The organism is Pseudomonas nitroreducens NBRC 12694, from assembly GCF_002091755.1.
Classification (GTDB): Bacteria; Pseudomonadota; Gammaproteobacteria; order Pseudomonadales; family Pseudomonadaceae; genus Pseudomonas; species Pseudomonas nitroreducens.
This window is the reverse complement of sequence record NZ_BDAI01000001.1, coordinates 404739-424032: the sequence shown is the minus strand read 5'-3', so window position 1 is coordinate 424032 and position 19294 is coordinate 404739. Positions and strand designations below refer to the sequence as shown.

Here is a 19294-nt window from a genome sequence, read left to right as displayed (position 1 = left end):
GAACCCTTGAGCGGATGGGAGTACTGTCTGCGCCTTGTCGCGACCGACCCGCGCCGCTGTTCCCTAGAATGAGCGCCAAACCACAACCCCGGCGCCGTTTGCCTGGATGACCCATGCACAAAGCCAGTGCCTCGCTGCTGATTATCGATGACGACGACGTCGTCCGCGAAAGCCTCGCCGCCTACCTGGAAGACAGCGGATTCAAGGTCACACAGGCCACCAACGGCCTGGAAGGCCTGAAGGTCTTCGAACACCAACTCCCCGACCTGGTGATCTGCGATCTGCGCATGCCGCAGATGGACGGCCTCGAGCTGATCCGTCGCGTCAGCGAGATGGCGGTGGAAACCCCGGTGATCGTGCTGTCCGGTGCCGGTGTGATGAGCGATGCCGTCGAAGCCCTGCGCCTGGGTGCCGCCGACTACCTGATCAAGCCGCTGGAAGACCTTGCCGTCCTGGAACACTCGGTACGCCGTGCCCTGGACCGCGCCTTCCTGCGCTCGGAAAACCGCCGCTATCGCGAAAAGCTGGAAACCGCCAACCGCGAACTGCAGGCCAGCCTGAACCTGCTCCAGGAAGACCAGAACGCCGGTCGCCAGGTGCAGATGAACATGCTGCCGGAAACGCCCTGGGAGTCCGAAGGACTGGCGTTTTCCCACCAGATCATCCCGTCGCTGTATCTGTCGGGTGACTTTGTCGATTACTTCCGTGTCGACGCCCGCCGCATCGGCTTCTATCTCGCCGACGTTTCGGGGCACGGCGCCTCGTCCGCCTTCGTCACCGTGCTGCTGAAGTTCATGACCACGCGGCTGCTGTACGAGTCCAAGCGCAACGACATGCTGCCGGAATTCAAGCCGTCGGACGTCCTCGGCCACATCAACCGCGGGCTGATCAACTGCAACCTGGGCAAGCACGTGACCATGCTCGGCGGCGTGATCGACCTGGATACCGACCGCCTGACCTACAGCATCGGCGGGCACCTGCCGTTGCCTGTGCTCTATGTCGACGGCGAAGCCCGTTACCTGGAAGGCAGAGGCCTGCCGGTTGGGCTGTTCGACGAAGCGACTTACGAGGATCATGTCCTCGATCTTCCCAAATCCTTCAGTCTTTCCCTGTTCTCGGACGGCATTCTCGATGTCCTTCCGGGAGCTACGCTGAAAGAAAAGGAGACGGCACTGCCCGAGCAGGTCGTCGCCGCCGGCGGAACTCTGGATGGCCTGCGTCAAGTCTTCGGACTGGCCAAGTTGTCCGAGATGCCGGATGATATTGCCTTGCTGGTGTTGAGCAGGAACCTTGCATGAGTACCGGTAAAATCCAGTTCGCCGAGCAGGATGGCTCATTCGTCCTGAAGTTCGTGGGCGAAGTCCGACTGACCCTGTGTTCGGCGCTGGATGCCACCATTGAAAAAATCTTCGCCGCGTTGAATTTCTCGGCGATCATCATCGATCTCACGGAAACCCAGAGCATCGACAGCACCACGCTGGGCCTCCTGGCGAAGTTGTCGATTCTCTCGCGGCAGAAGGTCGGACTGTTGCCCACGCTGGTCACCACCAACGCGGACATCACCCGGTTGCTGCAGTCGATGGGCTTCGATCAGGTGTTCAACATCGTTGATCGCCCGATTCCGTGCTCGGATTGCCTGACCGATCTGCCTCCCCAGGACCAGTCCGAGGAGGTGGTGCGCGGCAAGGTGCTCGAGGCCCACCGTATCCTGATGGGCCTGAACGAGACCAACCGCGAGGCCTTCCACGATCTGGTGAGCGCGCTCGAGCGCCACTGATTCGATGAGCTGAAATGCAAACCGGCGCCCTGGGGCGCCGGTTTGCATTTGCTCGTCCGCAGTTTTCAGCGGTTGGCGAGCAGCGCCTCGAGCTTTTCCTGGTCGCGGGCGAACAGGCGGATGCCTTCGGCCAGCTTCTCGGTGCCCATGGCGTCTTCGTTCATTTGCCAGCGGAAGGTGCTCTCGTCCAGAACCTGGCGCGCCTCGCCACCACCGGGCTGCAGCGCGCGCGGCAGCTCGCCCTGGGCATCTGCCAATTGCTGCAGCAGGTCCGGGCTTATAGTCAGGCGGTCGCAGCCGGCGAGCTGCTCGATCTGGCCGAGGTTGCGGAAGCTGGCGCCCATCACTACGGTGTCGTAGCCGTTGGCCTTGTAGTAGCGATAGATGCGCGAAACGGACTGCACGCCTGGATCTTCCGCGCCGACGTAGTCGCGGTTATTGGCCTTCTTGTACCAGTCGTAGATGCGCCCGACGAAGGGCGAGATCAGGAACACACCGGCGTCGGCGCAGGCGGCGGCCTGGGCGAAGGAGAACAGCAGGGTGAGGTTGGTCTGGATGCCTTCGCGCTCCAGTTGCTCGGCAGCGCGGATGCCTTCCCAGGTGGAGGCGATCTTGATCAGCACGCGGTCGCGGCCGATGCCTTGCTGGTCATACAGGTCGATCAGGCGATGGGCGCGCTGCAGCGTGGCTTCGGTATCGAAGGACAGGCGGGCGTCAACCTCGGTGGAGATGCGCCCCGGAATCACGCCCAGGATGTCCTTGCCCACGGCGACGGCGAAGCGATCACAGGCGAGGCCGGCGTCACCCTGCGCGCCTTCGGTGGCGCGTGCCAGGTGCTCGGCGTAGCGGGGCAGGGCGGCAGCCTTCAGCAGCAGCGACGGATTGGTGGTGGCATCCACCGGCTTCAGGCGGGCAATGGCGTCGAAATCGCCGGTATCGGCGACAACCGTGGTGTATTGCTTGAGTTGTTCCAGCTTGGAGGTCATGGCGCGTCTTCCGTAGAGAGTGCATCGACCTTACCCGAGGCCGATGCGCCACTCAACGGGACTCAGTGACCGGCGAGAAGTTCTCCCGCCTGATCAAGCAACCCCAGCGAATCCTTGGTCTTGTGAACGTCCACCGAGAGCAGTTGGCGGAAGCGCCGTGCGCCAGGGAATCCCTGCGCCAGGCCAAGGACGTGGCGGGTCACATGGTGCATTGCGCCGCCTTCGGCAATGTGCCGCTCGATGTACGGGCGCATTCGCGCCAGGGCTTGCGCGCGGGTGATGGCCGGCTCCGACGAGCCATACAGCGCGGCGTCCACCTGGGCCAGCAGGTAGGGGTTGTGGTAAGCCTCGCGGCCGAGCATCACGCCATCGAACACCTGCAGGTGCTCGCGGCATTCTTCCAGGGTCTTGATGCCGCCGTTGAGGACGATTTCCAGTTCCGATAAGTCGCGCTTGAGCTGCGCGGCGATGTCGTAGCGCAGCGGTGGGATTTCGCGGTTTTCCTTGGGCGACAGGCCTTCGAGGATGGCGATGCGCGCGTGCACGGTGAAGCTGCGGCAGCCGGCGTCGCGCACCTGGCCGACGAAGTCGCAGAGCTCTTCGTAGCTGTCGCGGCCGTTGATGCCGATGCGGTGCTTGACCGTTACCGGGATCGATACCGCATCGCGCATGGCCTTCACGCACTCCGCCACCAGCGCCGGGTGGCCCATCAGGCAGGCGCCGATCATGTTGTTCTGCACGCGGTCGCTGGGGCAGCCGACGTTCAGGTTCACTTCGTCGTAGCCAGCTGCTTCGGCCATCTTCGCCGCCGCCGCCAGGTCCGCCGGATTGCTGCCGCCCAGTTGCAGGGCCAGCGGGTGCTCGCACTCGTCGTGACGCAGGAAGCGCGCGGCATCGCCATGGAGGATGGCGCCGGTGGTGACCATCTCCGTGTAGAGCAAGGCATGGCTGGAGAGCTGGCGCAGGAAGAACCGACAGTGGCGGTCGGTCCAGTCCATCATCGGCGCCACGCTGAAGCGGCGGGAAGGCTCGGGGCGGGTAGTGGCGGTCGGAGCGGCAGTGGTCATCGGTGCTTCGTATCTGGCTTCGCTTGGGGGCGCGAAATCGTTCGCACCGCGGAAAGGGCGGAGATTTTACCGGGGTTGCCCGCTCCGCGCACGGAAACCGGCGGGCGGTCTGTCTTGGCCTAGCGGTCAGCATCGACGCAGCTGCTACCCTCTGGGTTCCTGACAGAAGGATCTCATTCGATGAAACGCCTATTGCTGATGCTCCCGCTGATCCTGCTGGCGGCCTGTTCCTCGCCGGGCAAGCTGAAGGAGGAGGCGCCAGGGTTGCGGATGGAAAGCGCCAAGTCGCCCTCGGTCTATATGACCTGCCTGTTGCCGAAATGGCGGGAGATCCGCTCGTCGTCGTCGGTGAAGGAAATCCGCTTTGGCTACCGGCTGGTGATGCCGGCCACAGCGAGCGATAGCCCCGAGGCGTTGCTGGAGGCTACGGCAGCGGACAAGGGGAGTGATGTGGTGCTCTATCGCCACCATTCGCCGAGCCCGGACGATGCGATCATCCTGGCGGCGCGCAGCTGCCTGTAGCGACTCAAGCAGCGCCTCGTCTACCACTAAGGAACGATAGCCGCCGCGTGAAGCAGGCGGCCTAATGGCTCTGACAAGAATAATCGGGCTTCCCGGCAGCGTGCCTGCGCTGTGCAGCGGTAGGGCCCGCCAGAAGAGAGCTGCCGCCATGGATATCGCGCGCCCGCGTATCGTCCTCATCCTTACCCTGCAGACGTGCGGCCTGGTGCTGCTGTTCATCGCCCAGGCGCTGGGCGGCTGGCCGTTGTCGTTGTGCCTGCTGCTGGCCGCGGTGCTGCTCTGGGGGCCATGGTTCGTTCCCGAGCGGGCGGCGCCGGCCGGTGCGCTGGCGGTGCTGCCGGATGTCGCGGAGCTGACCCGCGAGCTGTCCCAGGGCACCAGTCGCAATGCGCTGTCCGCCGCCGGGGTGTCCTTCTCGGTGCAGCGCCTGGTGGAGAAGCTGGAGTCCCAGGTGGTGGCGGCCGAGCAGATTGTCGGCAGCGCCGAGGTGATGATCCATACCGAGCGGGCTACGTCGAACCTGGCCCGCCAGGCGAAGGAGGCAGCCACGCTCGCCCGCGCCGGCAGCGATGCCGGGCGCAGCGAGTTGCACGCCGCTATCGATTGCATGCGCCAGCTGAGCCAGCGCGCCAGTGCCAGCCGCGTGCTGATCGAGACGCTGAATGCGCGCAGCGAGGACATCCAGCGCGTGACCCAGGTGATCCAGTCCATCGCCAGCCAGACCAACCTGCTCGCGCTCAATGCCGCCATCGAGGCGGCTCGCGCGGGCGAGCATGGGCGCGGCTTTGCGGTGGTCGCCGAAGAGGTGCGCGGCCTGGCTGGACGCACCGCCGAGGCTACCGACGAAGTCGGGCAGATGATCGAGGATATCCAGCGCCAGACCGGCGAGGTGGTGGAGCAGATTCGCCAGCTCACCGATGACCTGGGCCTGGGCGTCAGCCAGGTGGAAAGTACTGGCCGGCAGTTGCAGGACATCGCCGGGCTGGCCGCCACGGTGGAGACCCAGATCACCGAGATTGCCGAAGGCGCGGAGATCAACCGTAACCAGCTGGACAGCCTGTTCGCCGCCGTCGAGCAGGTGCGCGGCGACCTGCGCGCCAGCGACGAGCAGACGCACCGGTTGGCGGACGCGGCGGTGCAGTTGGAAACCCAGGCGGAGATGATCAGCGAGCGCCTGGCTGAGGTGGCGCTGGACGACTATCACCAGCGCGTCTATGACCTTGCCCGCGCCGGTGCGCAGGCCATCGGTGCGCGTTTCGAGGCGGATATCGACACGGGGCGCATCGGCCCGGAGGATCTGTTCGACCGCGACTACCAGCCGATGCCGGGCACTCGGCCGCAGAAATTCCGTACGCGTTTCGACCGTTACACCGATGAGGTGCTGCCGCGCATCCAGGAAAACCTGCTGCAACGCCATGAAGGGCTGGTGTTCGCCATCGCCTGTACCGCCGAGGGTTACGTGCCGACGCACAACCAGGCGTTCAGCCATCCGCCCAGCGGCGACCTGCAGGTGGACATGCTGAAGAGCCGCAGCAAGCGCCTGTTCAACGACCGCACCGGGGTGCGCTGCGGCAGCCACAACCAGCCCATGCTGCTACAGACCTACTGCCGCGATACCGGCGAGCTGATGCACGACCTCTCGGTGCCGATCTACGTGCGTGGGCGCCAGTGGGGCGGCCTGCGCCTGGGCTACCGGCCGGAAGCCTGAGGCTCCAGGGGCTAGCCCGTTCCTACTAAGAATCGCAGGCGAAAAAAAGCCGCGAAGGAGTTGGACGCGGCTTGGGTGCGGGCGCCCGGGGCGCCCGCAAAAGGGTTTCAGTGATGCCCGCAGAGGGCGTCGCGGCCTTGTTCGCCGAGTATGTTGAAGAGGATGTTCAGCACCACGGCCCAGATCGCGGTCATCGCGATGCCGCTATGGGTGATCGGCTCCATCCATTGGGGCAACGCGGCGAAGAAGTCCGGGCGTACCACCGGCACCATTCCCATCCCGATGCTCACCGCCACCAGCAACTGGTTGCGGCGATCGACGATGTCCGCCTCATGAAGGATGCGGATGCCGCTGGCAGCGACCATGCCGAACATGGCGATGCCGGCGCCGCCCAGGACGGCGGGCGGAATCGAGGCGACCAGGAAGGCGGCCTTGGGCAGCAGCGACAGGGCGATCAGGAACAGCGCGGCGGCGGCGGTGACGTAGCGGCTGCGCACGCCGGTCATCTGCACCAGGCCGATGTTCTGGGCGAACGAGGAATGGGTGAAGGTATTCATGAAGCCGGCGACGAACGACGCGCTGGCATCGCACAACAGGCCACGGCGCAGGCGGTTGGGGCAGATTTCGGTCTCGGTGATCTTGCCCAGGGCGAGGAACATGCCGGTGGACTCGACGAAGATGATCACCACCACCAGGCACATCGACAGCACCGGAGCCAGGTGGAATTCCGGGGCACCGAAATGCAGCGGCGTGACGATGTCGAACCACGGGCGCTGCTCGATGCCGTCCAGGCTGACCATGCCCATGCTGGCGCCGATGATGTAGCCCAGCAGCATGCCGATCAGCACCGAGACGTTGACCCAGAAGCCCTTCAGGAAGCGGTTGATCAGCAGGATCACTGCCAGCACGAAGGAGGACAGGGCGAGGTATTCGATGGCGCCGAAGTTGGCGGCTGCCTTGCCGCCGCCGGCCCAGTTGATCGCCACCGGGAACAGGCACATGCCGATGGAGGTGATCACGGTGCCGGTTACCAGCGGCGGGAAGAAGCGCACGATGCGGCTCATGAACGGCGCGATGAGCATGCCGAAGAAGCCGGCGGCGATGGTCGCGCCGAAGATGCCGGTCATGCCCACACCGGGCATCCCGGCCATGGCGACCATGCTGCCCACGGCGGCGAAACTGGCGCCCATCATCACCGGCATGCGGATGCCCACCGGGCCGATGCCGAGCGATTGCACGAGCGTGGCGATGCCGGCGACCAGCAGGTCGGCGTTGATCAGGAAGGCGATTTCTTCACGGGAGAGACCGGCGGCCTGGCCGACGATCAGTGGTACGGCGACGGCGCCGCCATACATCAGGAGAACGTGCTGGAAGCCGACCAGCAGCAGCTGCAGCAAGGGCAAACGCTGGTCGACGGGCGAGCCGGTAGGGGAGCGCTCAGTTACCACGGACATGCAACACCTCGGTTTTTATTGTTGTCAGTCGCTGGTTGCCGGACGGGCACGACAACCGGGAAGTACTGGCCGATCTCACCCCCGGGGCCGAGCGGGTGAAGCGGTGCGGGACTTTATAAACGCGATGTGTATTACGTTCAATCGATTTTTGTATACAACTCGTCGGTCATGTTTTGTCTCTGCAGTGCTGGATGGCTCTAGGTCGCGTGTTTCCTGGTTTCAGCAATTCTGTAGCCATTGGTCGAGTGGACTACATTTTTTGTTTCAAGGGGGCAGCGGATGGCAATCGCGGACCCGCCGAGCCATGCCGGACTTTTGTACAGACATAAAAAAACCGCACCCGAAGGTGCGGTTCTTCTGGCCGTGCCGCAGGCTCAATTAACCTGGGCACCCTTGGAGATCCAGTCTCCAACGAGCTTGCGCTCTTCCGGGGTCATCTGCGTGATGTTGCCCAGCGGCATGACCTGCGAAGCCACGGCCTGCGCCTGGATGCGCGGGGCGAGCTGCTGGATCTGCTGCGGGGTGTCGAACATCACGCCGGCCGGCGCGGTACTGAACAGATTGCTGGTCGGCTTGGCCGAGTGGCAGACGGCGCAGCGTTCCTGGATGACGTGATGGACCTTGTCGAAGCCTTCGGTCGAGCCCGCGGCGGTGGACGCCTGGGTCGGAGCGGCCTGAGCCTGCTGGGCGGCAGCGGCCTTGGCGGCTTCCTCGTCCTTGGCGCGTTCGGCCGGGGTCTTGCCGCCAACGGCGGTTTCCGGCAGCGGCTGGTACTCGATCTTCTGAGCTTGCGCGGTAGAGGAGGCGTCGCTGGTTGGCCAGTTCGGGCCGGTGACGAAGGCCAGGGCGATCATGCCGACGGCGCCGGCGGGCAGGGCCCAGGCCATGCCATTGCCTTCGTGGCGGGTGTTGAAGTAGTGACGCACGATCACTGCCAGAGCCGCGATGCAGGTCAGGATCAGCCAGTTGTAGTGGCTGCCGTAGGTGCTCGGGAAGTGGTTGCTGATCATGATGAACAGCACCGGCAGGGTGAAGTAGTTGTTGTGGCGCGAACGCAGCAGGCCTTTTGCCGGTAGTACCGGGTCGGGCTCGCGGCCTTCCTCGATGGCCTTAACCAGCGCGCGCTGGGCCGGCATGATCACGCGGAACACGTTGCCCACCATGATGGTGCCGATGATGGCGCCCACGTGCAGGTAGGCACCGCGACCGCTGAACACCTGGCTGAGCAGGTAGGCGGCGAGGACCAGCAGGCCGAACAGGATGGCGCCGAGCAGGGCGGGTTTCTTGCCCAGCGGCGAATCGCACAGGGTGCTGTAGACGAACCAGCCGGCGATCAGCGAGCCGATGCCGATGGCCACGGCGGCGGCCGGAGCCAGGTCGCTGCCCGGGGCGATCAGGTACAGGGTCGGGTTCAGGTAGAACACGATGGTCAGCAGGCAGACACCCGACATCCAGGTGGAGTAGGCCTCCCATTTGAACCAGTGCAGGTTGTCCGGCATTTTCGGCGGGGCGAGCTTGTACTTCTCCAGGTGGTAGATGCCGCCACCATGGATCGCCCAGAGATCACCGGAAAGCCCCTCGCGCGGGTTGGCGCGATTGAGGTTGTTCTCCAGCCAGACGAAGTAGAACGAAGCGCCGATCCAGGCAATGCCCACAATCATGTGGACCCAGCGGACCAGCAGGTTCAGCCATTCGATGAGATGTGCTTCCACAGTTTTTTACCTCTTGCCCGGGTGCCGCCGTCGCGGCAGGCGGGCCTCTCTTATTAGTTTGCTTGGGGGTCGAGGAGGAGCTGTTCGTCCTCGGTGAAGAAATGCTCGTCGCAGTTGTTGCCAGAACCGCTGCGATCGACCACCAGGAAGTCATCCCGCTTTTCGATCGTCAGCACCGGGTGGTGCCAGACGCCGCGGTGGTAATTGACGCCCTGCTTGCCGTTGGACAGGAAAGCGCGGACGAGGCCCGATACAGGTACATCGCCAAGGGGCGCGACCACGATCAGAAAGGGGTTGCCGAGCAGCGGAATGAACGCCTGGCTGCCCTGCGGGTGACGTTCCAGCATGCGGATGCGCAAGGGCATCTCCAGGGATTCGGCGCTGAAGATGCTGATGATCGCCTGGTCATCGGGCTGCGCCGTTTCGACGGTGGCGAGCTTGTGATAACGGCGGGTGGAGCCGTTGTTGATCATGAAAAAGTCGCTGCCTTCGGTCTCGATGACATCACCGAACGGGGCGAAGGCTTCCTTGGTCAATGGCTCGATCTTCAGGGTACGCATGGCTGGTCTTCTTATTTCGTTATTCGCATGGGCCCCTTCCCAGGGGAGGGGGAGTGAAGGTCCGCTGGCTCAGAGCTGCTGCAGGCGGAACATCGCGATCTTGTTGATCTCCGCCAGGGCGGTCTGGAACTCCTGCTCCGGCGTGTTGTGGATGCGTTCTTCGAACGCAGCCAGGATCTGGTGGCGGTTGCTGCCCTTCACCGCCTTGATGAAGGGGAAGCCGAACTTGGCCTTGTACGCATCGTTGAGTTCGGTGAAGCGGGCGAATTCTTCGGCGGTGCAGTCCTGGATACCGGCACCGGCCTGTTCGGCGGTGCTGGAGGCGGTCAGCTCACCACGGATCGCGGCCTTGCCGGCGAGGTCCGGGTGCGCGTTGATCAGCGCCAGCTGCGCTTCATGGCTGGCGGACAGGAGGATGTCGGCCATGCGTTGCTGCAGCAGTTCGATGTCGTTCAGACTGTCGTCGACGCCCAGGTCATAGGCCTTCTCGGCGACCCACGGGGAGTGCTCGTAGATGTCGGCGAAGGTGGCGACGAAGGCGGCGCGGTCGAGGCTGGCCGGGGTCAGGGTCTGGAAGCGGCTCATGCCTTGTTCTCCTGCGCTTTGAACGGGTGGTTCTCGTGCCAGTGCTTGGCGATGTCGACGCGGCGGGTGATCCACACCTTCTCGTGACCCTTAACGTACTGGATGAAGCGCTCCAGCGAGGCCATGCGCGCCGGACGGCCCAGCAGGCGGCAGTGCATGCCGATGGAGAGCATTTTCGGCGCGCCCTCGGCACCCTCGGCGTAGAGCACGTCGAAGGCGTCCTTGAGGTATTCGAAGAAGTCGTCGCCCTTGTTGAAGCCCTGCACCTGGGTGAAGCGCATGTCGTTGGTGTCCAGCGTGTAGGGGATCACCAGGTGCGGTTTCTCGGCGGTGCTCGCCGGGTCCCAGTAGGGCAGGTCGTCGTCGTAGGTGTCGGAGTCGTAGAGGAAGTTGCCGTCCTCGCGGACGATGCGGCGGGTGTTCGGGCCCAGGCGGCCGGTGTACCAGCCCTGCGGGCGCTGGCCGGTCAGCTCGGTGAGGATGCGCACGGCCTCGAACATGTGTTCGCGTTCCTGCGCCTCGTCCATGTACTGGTAGTCGATCCAGCGGTAGCCGTGGCTGCAGATCTCGTGGCCGTCGGCGACCATCTGGCGGATCGCTTCCGGGTGGCGCTGGGCGGCCATGGCCACGGCGAACACGGTGAGCGGCAGGTCGTACTTTTTGAAGAGCTTGAGCAGGCGCCATACGCCGGCACGGCTGCCGTATTCGTAGAGCGATTCCATGCACATGTTGCGCTCGCCCTTGAGCGGCTGGGCGGCGACCATCTCGGAGAGGAAGGCTTCGGACTCGGCATCCCCGTGCAGGATGTTGCGCTCGCCGCCTTCCTCGTAGTTGAGGACGAAGGAGAGGGCGATGCGCGCATCGTTCGGCCAGTGCGGGTGGGGAATGTTGTTGCCGTAACCGATCAGGTCGCGTGGATAGTCAGCGCTCACTGCAGTGTTCCTTCTTGTGGTTGGCGGTCGGCGCCGGGTCGGTAGACCGTGCGCTGCCGTGATGTGTGCATTGTATACAAAATGTCGGGCGGTCTGTAAATACAATCCGCGCAACGGTCGTTTCAATCCATCGGCCTCCCCCGCGGTTGCTGCGAATGCGCTGGATGCCATGCAATGGCGCAGTCTGCGGCTGATGGTTGGCTGCTTCTGCACGCCGGTACAGGTTCGGGAAAAGCTGCTTTTTGCCGTGATGGAACACTTTTTTGTATACAATTGATCATGTCGCTGGGTATATTCGGTCCGACCAAAAGCACCCGCGTACTGTTCAATGGAGCAGTGCGCCGATATCGATCAACAAGACAGAGGAGGAAGGTGTCCGCCGGCGCCGCCGTCAGACACCGATAGCCCATGGGACGCTTGACCACTCACGTACTGGATTCCGCCCACGGCTGCCCGGGCCATGGCATCAAGATCGAACTGTTCCGTGTCGAGGGCCAGCAGCTCGAGCTGATCGCCACCCGCGTGACCAATGATGACGGCCGCTGCGACGAGCCGCTGCTGCAGGGCGAGGATTTCCGCGCCGGCGTCTACCAGCTGCTGTTCAATGCCGGCGACTACTACCGCGCCCGTGGCGTGGAGCTGCCCAAGCCGGCGTTCCTCGACCAGGTCGTGCTGCGCTTCGGCATTGCCTCGGAAAGCGACCACTACCATGTGCCGCTGCTGATTTCCCCCTACAGCTATTCCACCTATCGCGGTAGCTAGTCCCCGCCCGTAGGTCTTCCCCCGGACTCTTCGTGGAGTCTTCCTCGGCCCGCCCACACTGCGGGCTTTTTTTTGCCCGTCATTCAGCAATATGCCTGGGTTTTATGGGCGCAAACGCGGTAGTTGGACTAGAAGGAGAGATACCGAATTCGTGAGAAGTGGCATGAGCAGAATCCTGATCGTCGATGAACAACCGGTTACCCGCCATGCGCTGCGCCTGATGATGGAGGCGGACCGGCACGAGGTAGTCGGCGAGGCGGACAACGGCCCCGATGCGTTGCACCAGGCGCGCCTGTGCAAGCCGGACCTGATGATCCTCGAACTGTCGATTCCGCGGCTGGGTGGCCTGGAGGTACTGCAACGCCTGGTGGCCCAGGAGTCGCCGGTCAAGGTGCTGGTGCTCACTTCCCAGGACTCCGAGTATTTCGCCGGCCGCTGCCTGACGGCCGGCGCTGCCGGCTTCGTCAGCAAGCAGGAGGACCCGCAGGCCGTGCGCGAGGCGGTGCGAGCCATCGCCCAGGGGCACAGCTACTTCCCCAGCCACGCCCTGGGCAGTGTGAATGCTGCGGAGGAGGCGGGGCATGGCGGTCTGCTCAAGGACCTTTCGGTGCGTGAACTGAGCGTGCTGCAATTGCTGGCCCAAGGCTTGAGCAACATTGCCATCGCCGATCAGTTGTCCATCAGCGACAAGACCGTGAGCACCTACAAGGTGCGTCTTATGCAGAAGCTGCACGCCAAATCGCTGGTGGAGCTGGTCGATATCGGCCGGCGCCACGGGCTGGTCGAGGGAGGCGCAAAGGAAGAGGGGGGAGGTGAATCGGAGCTTGACGATGAGCAGAAGCGGGAATTCGAGCTTCTGCGCCACATGATCGACTCGCTTCCCTACCCGATGAGCGTGCGTGGGCTGGATGGTCGGGTGCGCTACTGCAATGCAACGGCGTTGAGCTATCTGGGGTTGCCCCTGGAGGCCGTCGTTGGCAGTTGGGTCGGCGAGTTGGGGGTTTTTAGCGACTCCAATGAGTGGGACTTTCTTCGCGAAAGGATGATTGCGAATATTGCGCGAGGCGAACCTTACGACTCGGATGTCGAGTTGCGTACGGTCAAGGGCCGCAGGGTATTCCATCATTGGGGGCGGCCGTATCGAGACGGCACCGGAACGTTGCTGGGTGCTATTTGCGGGGCGATCAATATCACCGACCAGGATGATCTGGTCCGCGCGTTGCGCAATGCCAATGCCCGCATTGAATCCATCAGCAGGGGAAAGACGCAGTTCCTGGCGGGGATGGGGAGCGAGATGCAGGGACCTATCCAGACCATTGTCGCCATGATTGACCTTGCACTGAATCAGGACGACGCCAGGCGCCGGCGCGAACCCCTGCTGGTCGCCCGCTCGCAGGCCAGCAATCTGTTGCATGTTCTGGACGACCTGCAGTTACTCAATCGGGCCAAATCCGGGCGGCTTCAATTGAACATGGAAGAGACCGATTTACGAACGCTGGTCTCCCGTCAGGTTGAATCGGTAGCCGACTCTGCCGCCTCCAAGGGAATAAGCCTGGAAACCAACTTCGACCTTGCTCTGCAGCCGCGAGTCTGGTGCGACGCGCCACGTCTGCGGCAGATAATGGAGAATCTGTTGGGCAACGCGGTCAAGTTCACTGAGCAGGGAAGCGTGATTGTGCGGCTTTGCGCCAGGGGGAAGGGCCAGGGAATGGTAGAGGTTCAGGTGGATGTGATCGACACGGGAGTTGGCATTTCCGATGTCGAGTTGGCGCATCTTTTCGAGCCGTTTTCCTATGATCTCGATGGGCTGCGTATCGGACAAGGGGGGTCTGGACTGGGGCTGGCCTTGTGCAAAAGCCTGGTGACACTGATGGGGGGCGACATTAGCGTCAAGAGTCGCCTGGGCGTCGGCACGGAGTTCAGTTTCAAAGTGAGGGTCCCTGACGCCTCGTCCTGATCACGATACAGCGGTTCAGGATTTGATCAGGCCGCGAACGGAAACCAAAACCCCGGCAATCGCCGGGGTCTTAGTTTCTATCAGACGCGGCGGCGGCTCAGAGGAAGATGAACTTCGCCACGAAGATCGCACACAGCGCGTACAGGCTGATGGTCACGTCCTTGTGGCGGCCGGTGAATACCTTCATCGCCACGTAGGTCACGAAGCCCAGCGCGATACCGTCGGCGACCGAGAAGGTCAGCGGCATCATGATCACGGTGACGATCGCCGGGATGGTCTCGGTGTGCTCGTTCCAGTCGATGTGGGCCATACCGCCCATCATCAGCATCGCAACGTAGATCAGCGCGCCGGCGGTGGCGTAGGCGGGGATCATGCCGGCCAACGGGGCGAAGAACATCGCCGCGACGAACAGCACGCCGACTACCACGGCGGTCAGTCCAGTACGGCCACCGGCGGCGACACCGGCCGCGCTCTCGACGTAGCTGGTCACTGGCGGTACGCCGAGCACCGCGCCGAAGGCACTGGAGGTGCTGTCGGCCTTCATCGCTTTCGACAGGTTCTCGATGCGACCGTCCTCGCGCACCAGGTGCGCGCGCTGGGCTACGCCCATCAGGGTGCCGGCGGTGTCGAACATATGCACGAAGAGGAAGGCCAGGATCACGCTGATCATGGTCACGTTGAACGCGCCGGAGATATCCATCGCCAGGAAGGTCGGCGCCAGGCTCGGCGGCATGGAGAACACGCCGCCGAACTTGACTATCCCTAAGGCGATGCCGGCCACGGTGACAGTGAGGATGCTGATCAGGATGCCGCCGAACACGCGGCGGTATTCCAGCACCGCGATCATCAGGAAGCAGATGGCGGCGAGCAGCGGGCCGGGGCTGGTCAGGTCACCCAGGTGAACCAGGGTGGCGGGGCTGGCAACCACGATGCCGGCGGTTTTCAGGCCGATCAGGCCGAGGAACAGGCCGACGCCGGCGCCCATGGCGAAGCGCAGGCTGACCGGGATGCTATTGAGCAGCCACTCGCGAATGCGCGAGAAGGTCAGGATCATGAACGCGATACCGGAGATGAACACTGCACCCAGTGCGATCTCCCAGCTGTAGTTCATGGTCTTGACCACGGTGTAGGTGAAGAAAGCGTTGAGGCCCATGCCCGGCGCCAGGCCCACCGGCCAGTTGGCGTACAGGCCCATGAGGAAGCAGCCCAGCGCGGCGGCCAGGCAGGTAGCCACGAAGGCGGCGCCGTGATCGATGCCCGCGTCGGCCATGATGTTGGGGTTGACGAAGATGATGTACGCCATGGTGATGAAAGTCGTGAGACCCGCGGCGAGTTCGGTCTTCACGGTGGTGCCATGCTGGCTCAGCTTGAACAGGCGTTCGAGCAGGCCGGTGGCGGGGGGACTGGATGCAAAGGCTTGTTGTTCTTGTTTGGTGCTTTCCACAGCGGTACTCCTCAACGCTCTTGTTGTTGGTCCCTTGCCGTCGGCTGGTTCACCTGCGTCCCTTGCGCTAACGGAAAGAGTTGTGAGGGTGTGAATGTTGACCTTTGGGTCAGGAAGTCACGCCGCGATTATGCAGTTGTGTACAAAAAGTTCAAATAATGTTTAGTGTCTTGCTGAAAGATTTTTACAAGCAAAGCGTCGGAATGGTCGCAGGTTGGCCTTGGCCAAGCTCCTGTGCCCTGGGGCTCTGGGGTTGCCGGCGAGTCGATCATGACGGCTGCACGATAGTGGCCACTTTGTGTACACTGTGCGCCATGCCTGGCCCGCGGCCAGCTTCACTCCAGCCCCCACGGATTTCGCGCCGGTTCGCACCGGCTGAGCAGGGTTCGACTCCGATGACCGACCAGTTGCAACAGATCAGGAAGCAGCCGCGCAATGGCAAGGCGCGCAGCGGCACTCAGGACGAAATCGTCTACGCGCATATTTTCGACGCCATCCTCGAGCAGCGTCTGGCGCCCGGTACCAAGCTGAGCGAAGAAGCCCTGGGTGAAATCTTCGGCGTTAGTCGCACCATCATCCGTCGCGCCCTGTCGCGCCTGGCCCACGAGCAGGTCGTGCTGCTGCGCCCGAACCGTGGTGCGGTGGTGGCCAGCCCGAGCATCGACGAAGCCCGGCAGATCCTCTTCGCCCGCCGCACCGTCGAGCGCGCGATCACCGAACTGGCCGTGGACAACGCCAGCGGTGACGCTCTGGCCGAGTTGCGCGACATGGTCAAGCAGGAGCAGTCCAGCTTTGCCCGTGGCGACCGTGGCGCCGGCATCCGCCTCTCCGGCGAATTCCACCTCAAGCTGGCCGAGATGGCGAAGAACGCCCCGCTGGTGGTGTTCCAGCGCAGCCTGGTGTCGCAGACCTCGCTGATCATCGCCCAGTACGAAAGTGGCGGCCGCTCGCATTGCTCGTTCGACGAGCACAACGAAATCCTCGACGCCATCGAGAAGGGCGACAAGGAAAAGGCCGTGACCCTGATGATGCACCACATGGCGCACATCGACGACAAGCTGAACCTGGACGTGGACGGCGCCTCCGGCGACCTGCACGCGGTTTTCTCGCACCTGCTGGCCGGCAAGAAGAAGCCGCGCCGCAGCAAGGCGGACGCCGACTCGGCGGCCTGATCGCCGAGCCAGAAAGAAGCCCCGCATCTGCGGGGCTTTTTCGTTTCTGCACGGGGCGCTTTCCTAGGAGCGAGCTTGCTCGCCAATCCGACGCACGCCGGCGTCTCAAGGTGCGATGCGTTCGCGAGCAAGCTCGCTGCTACAGGGATTGGGCGCTTTCCTCGGCCTGCTGCCAGCCACCACCCAGTGACTTGTAGAGCAGCACGAGGGTGGTCGCCACGGCTTCGCGGCCGCGCACCTGCTGTTCCTCGGTGGCCAGCAGTTCGCGCTGGGCGCTGAGCACGTTGAGGAAGTCCACCGCACCGGCCTTGTATTGTTCGCGGGCGTTGGCCAGGGCGGTGCGGCCGTGTTCGGCAGCGCTGTCCAGGCTGGCCAGGCGGCGTTGGTCGGCGGCGTAGTCGGTGAGCGCATCGTCCACTTCGCGCCAGGCGTTGAGCACGGTGCGGCGGTAGGCGATGGCCGATTCCTGCTGCTGCGCCTCGCGCAGGGCGAGCATGCCCTTCAGTCGGCCGCCTTCGAAGATCGGCAGCGACAGGCTCGGGCCAATGCCGAAGGTGCGGCTGTTCCAGTCGCCGAAGTTCGACAACTGCAACGCCTGGAAACCGAAGCTGCCATTGAGGCTGATGCGCGGGTAGAAGTCCGCCTTGGCCACGCCGATGCTGGCGGTAGCGGCGTGCAACGTTGCCTCGGCACGGCGGATGTCCGGGCGGCGCTGGGCCAGTTCCGAGGGCAGGCCGACTGGCACGTTGCGCGGTGGCTGCGGCACCGGCTTGGCTTGGGCGAGCTCAGCTTGCAGTGCGCCGGGCGCTTCGCCAAGCAGGTAGCCCAGGGCGTTGATCATTCGCGCCTGGCGCTTCTGGCTGTCGGGCAGGCGTGCCTCGATGCTGGCCACCTGGGTCAGCGCTTCGGCCACGTCCAGCCCGGTGGCGACGCCGTCTGCGCGGCGCAGGCGGGTGAGGTCCAGGCTGCGCTGGGCGATCTCGAGGTTGCTGCGGATGATGGCTTCCAGGTCTTGCTCGGCGCGCAGTTGCAGGTAGTTGCGTGCGGTCTCGGCGAGCACCGAAACCAGTACGTCGCGGCGGCTTGCCTCGGTGGCCTGCACGTTGGCGTCGGCGGTCTCCAGCTCGCGGCGCACGCGGCCCCAGAAGTCCAGCTCCCACGACAGGTCGAAGCCACCGTCGAGTTGGTTGAAGTTGTCCTTGCCGGCTTTGCCGGACGGGTCGTTCAGGCCGACCTCGCTGTTGCGCTTGCGCTGGTAGCCCAGGTCTGCGCCGATGTTGGGCACGGCATCGCCGCCCAGTGCCTGGCGGATCGCCCGGCTCTGCTGCAGGCGCGCATCGGCTTCGCGCAGGTCGAGGTTGGCATTCGCCACTCGGCGTTGCAGGTCGTTGAGCTGCGGGTCGCCCAGCAGCGTCCACCACTGCGCTTCCAGCGGCGCATTGAGTGCCTGGCTCGGTGTATCACCACGCCGGGCGGACCAGTTCACTGCGTCGGCATCGTCCGGGCGCTGGAAGTCCGGGCCGACGCTGCAGGCGCCGAGTGCGAGCAGAGCCAGAAAGAGAGGCGCGCGTGTGGCGATCATTGCACGGCCACCTTCTGCTCACCGTCTGCGTGCTTGCCGGTGTCGATCCGCGCGATGACCGACATACCCACGCGCAGCTTGTCGCGCAGCGGCTGGTCGGCGTCGAGGACGATCTTCACCGGGATGCGCTGGACGATCTTGGTGAAGTTGCCGGTGGCGTTGTCCGGCGCGATCGGCGCAAAGCTCAGGCCGGTGGCCGGGGCGATGCTGTCGACGTGGCCGCGCAGTTTCTCGCCGGGGAAGGTGTCGATGCTGATCTCGACCAACTGGCCGGGCTGCACGTCGGTGAGCTGGGTTTCCTGGAAATTGCCGACCACATAGGCATCCTGCAGCGGCACCACGGCCAGCAATGCATTACCCGGCGTGGTGTAGGCGCCCACGCGCACGGCACGGCGGCCGACCATGCCGTCGAAGGGGGCACGGATTTCCGTATACGACAGGTTCAGTTGCGCCTGCTGCAACTGCGCCTGGCCGCGTTTCAGCGCGCCGAGGGCTTCGGCCTGCTGGGCCAGCAGCACGTCGAGTTGCTTGCGGGCGGCGAGGGCGGCGGCCTTGTTCTTGTCGAGCACGGCTTTCGCCGAGTCGACACGCGAGCGCGCCTGCTGGGCGTTCTGCAAGGTGCCGGCGCCTTGGCTGGCGAGGTGCTGGTAGCGGTTGAGTTCCTGCGAGGCAAAGGTCAGCGCGGCCAGGTCGGCTTGTACCTGGGCCGCGGTCTGGGCAATCACTGCCTGCTGGCGTTCCAGGTCGGCAGCGACGTGGTGGTGACGCGCCTCGGCGGCCAGCACGTCGGCTTCGGCAGCGGCCAGCGCGGTGCGGTAGTCGCGGGCGTCGATGCGCGCCAGGACCTGCCCCGCCTTCACCGACTGGTTGTCGTCCACCAGCACTTCCTCGATGAATCCGGCGACCTTCGGCGCCACCAGGGTGAAGTCCGCGTGGACGTAGGCATCGTCCGTGCTCTGCTCACGGCTCGGGCCGAGCAGGCGCAGCAGCAGGTAGACGACAAGGGCGAGCAGCAGCACGGCAACCAGGGCCAGACTGCCGCGACGGGAATTCAGTTTCGACATGGGCAGACCT

17 protein-coding genes are annotated in these 19294 nt (G+C 64.2%); 7 read left to right on the top strand and 10 right to left on the bottom strand.

Annotated features, from left to right (window positions below; all coding sequences use genetic code 11):
* The first annotated feature begins 113 nt into the window (after positions 1-113).
* Positions 114-1298, top strand: a complete 1185-nt coding sequence (gene rssB, locus PNI01S_RS01910; RefSeq protein ID WP_024763890.1) for a two-component system response regulator RssB — start codon at positions 114-116, stop codon at positions 1296-1298.
* On the top strand, positions 1295-1777 hold the full coding sequence (gene rssC / locus PNI01S_RS01905) for an anti-sigma factor antagonist RssC (RefSeq protein ID WP_017517513.1): 483 nt from the start codon (positions 1295-1297) through the stop codon (positions 1775-1777). The genes rssB and rssC overlap by 4 nt, the downstream gene beginning before the upstream one ends.
* A gap of 65 nt (positions 1778-1842) precedes the next feature.
* On the opposite strand, the gene tal is transcribed toward rssC, so the two are convergent.
* Complete coding sequence (gene tal, locus PNI01S_RS01900; protein ID WP_024763891.1) at positions 1843-2763, bottom strand: transaldolase; 921 nt, start codon at positions 2761-2763, stop codon at positions 1843-1845.
* Between the two features lie 62 nt (positions 2764-2825).
* Positions 2826-3830 (bottom strand): tRNA dihydrouridine(20/20a) synthase DusA, encoded by a 1005-nt coding sequence (dusA, locus tag PNI01S_RS01895; RefSeq protein WP_084357327.1) that lies wholly within the window; start codon positions 3828-3830, stop codon positions 2826-2828.
* Between the two features lie 180 nt (positions 3831-4010).
* Here dusA and PNI01S_RS01890 point away from each other — a divergent pair, with 180 nt between their 5' ends.
* Together PNI01S_RS01890 and PNI01S_RS01885 are read left to right on the top strand one after the other, a co-directional pair.
* On the top strand, positions 4011-4352 hold the full coding sequence (locus PNI01S_RS01890) for a hypothetical protein (protein ID WP_084357326.1): 342 nt from the start codon (positions 4011-4013) through the stop codon (positions 4350-4352).
* A 64-nt stretch (positions 4353-4416) separates the two neighbouring features.
* A complete protein-coding gene (locus PNI01S_RS01885) occupies positions 4417-6060 on the top strand; it encodes a methyl-accepting chemotaxis protein (RefSeq protein WP_420902299.1) in 1644 nt (547 codons plus the stop codon).
* A gap of 107 nt (positions 6061-6167) precedes the next feature.
* On the opposite strand, the gene PNI01S_RS01880 is transcribed toward PNI01S_RS01885, so the two are convergent.
* The 5 genes from PNI01S_RS01880 to puuE all read right to left on the bottom strand — a co-directional run bounded on the left by PNI01S_RS01880 (position 6168) and on the right by puuE (position 11303).
* On the bottom strand, positions 6168-7514 hold the full coding sequence (locus PNI01S_RS01880; RefSeq protein WP_024763895.1) for a nucleobase:cation symporter-2 family protein: 1347 nt from the start codon (positions 7512-7514) through the stop codon (positions 6168-6170).
* A gap of 374 nt (positions 7515-7888) precedes the next feature.
* Positions 7889-9226, bottom strand: coding sequence for a urate hydroxylase PuuD (locus PNI01S_RS01870; protein WP_024763896.1), 1338 nt, complete (start codon positions 9224-9226; stop codon positions 7889-7891).
* Positions 9227-9279: 53 nt separating this feature from the next.
* Positions 9280-9786, bottom strand: coding sequence for an ureidoglycolate lyase (locus PNI01S_RS01865; protein WP_024763897.1), 507 nt, complete (start codon positions 9784-9786; stop codon positions 9280-9282).
* A gap of 69 nt (positions 9787-9855) precedes the next feature.
* A complete protein-coding gene (gene uraD / locus PNI01S_RS01860; protein WP_015477806.1) occupies positions 9856-10371 on the bottom strand; it encodes a 2-oxo-4-hydroxy-4-carboxy-5-ureidoimidazoline decarboxylase in 516 nt (171 codons plus the stop codon).
* On the bottom strand, positions 10368-11303 hold the full coding sequence (gene puuE / locus PNI01S_RS01855) for an allantoinase PuuE (RefSeq protein ID WP_024763898.1): 936 nt from the start codon (positions 11301-11303) through the stop codon (positions 10368-10370). Before puuE ends, uraD begins: the two co-directional genes overlap by 4 nt.
* A gap of 408 nt (positions 11304-11711) precedes the next feature.
* On the opposite strand from puuE, the gene uraH reads away from it, so the two are divergent.
* The gene (uraH, locus tag PNI01S_RS01850) at positions 11712-12065 is read left to right on the top strand and encodes a hydroxyisourate hydrolase (protein WP_037014064.1); all 354 of its coding nucleotides are present in this window, start codon (positions 11712-11714) and stop codon (positions 12063-12065) included.
* 163 nt (positions 12066-12228) lie between these two features.
* Complete coding sequence (locus PNI01S_RS01845; protein ID WP_084357324.1) at positions 12229-14022, top strand: ATP-binding protein; 1794 nt, start codon at positions 12229-12231, stop codon at positions 14020-14022.
* Positions 14023-14119: 97 nt separating this feature from the next.
* Here PNI01S_RS01845 and PNI01S_RS01840 read toward each other — a convergent pair whose 3' ends face one another.
* The gene (locus PNI01S_RS01840) at positions 14120-15466 is read right to left on the bottom strand and encodes an NCS2 family permease (protein ID WP_037017031.1); all 1347 of its coding nucleotides are present in this window, start codon (positions 15464-15466) and stop codon (positions 14120-14122) included.
* A 395-nt stretch (positions 15467-15861) separates the two neighbouring features.
* Here PNI01S_RS01840 and PNI01S_RS01835 point away from each other — a divergent pair, with 395 nt between their 5' ends.
* On the top strand, positions 15862-16638 hold the full coding sequence (locus PNI01S_RS01835) for a GntR family transcriptional regulator (RefSeq protein WP_037017034.1): 777 nt from the start codon (positions 15862-15864) through the stop codon (positions 16636-16638).
* 139 nt (positions 16639-16777) lie between these two features.
* Here PNI01S_RS01835 and PNI01S_RS01830 read toward each other — a convergent pair whose 3' ends face one another.
* Positions 16778-18220: an efflux transporter outer membrane subunit gene (locus PNI01S_RS01830; RefSeq protein WP_084357323.1), complete on the bottom strand. Its 1443-nt coding sequence runs from the start codon at positions 18218-18220 to the stop codon at positions 16778-16780.
* Positions 18217-19284 (bottom strand): HlyD family secretion protein, encoded by a 1068-nt coding sequence (locus tag PNI01S_RS01825; RefSeq protein WP_084357322.1) that lies wholly within the window; start codon positions 19282-19284, stop codon positions 18217-18219. Before PNI01S_RS01825 ends, PNI01S_RS01830 begins: the two co-directional genes overlap by 4 nt.
* Between the last annotated feature and the right edge of the window lie 10 nt (positions 19285-19294).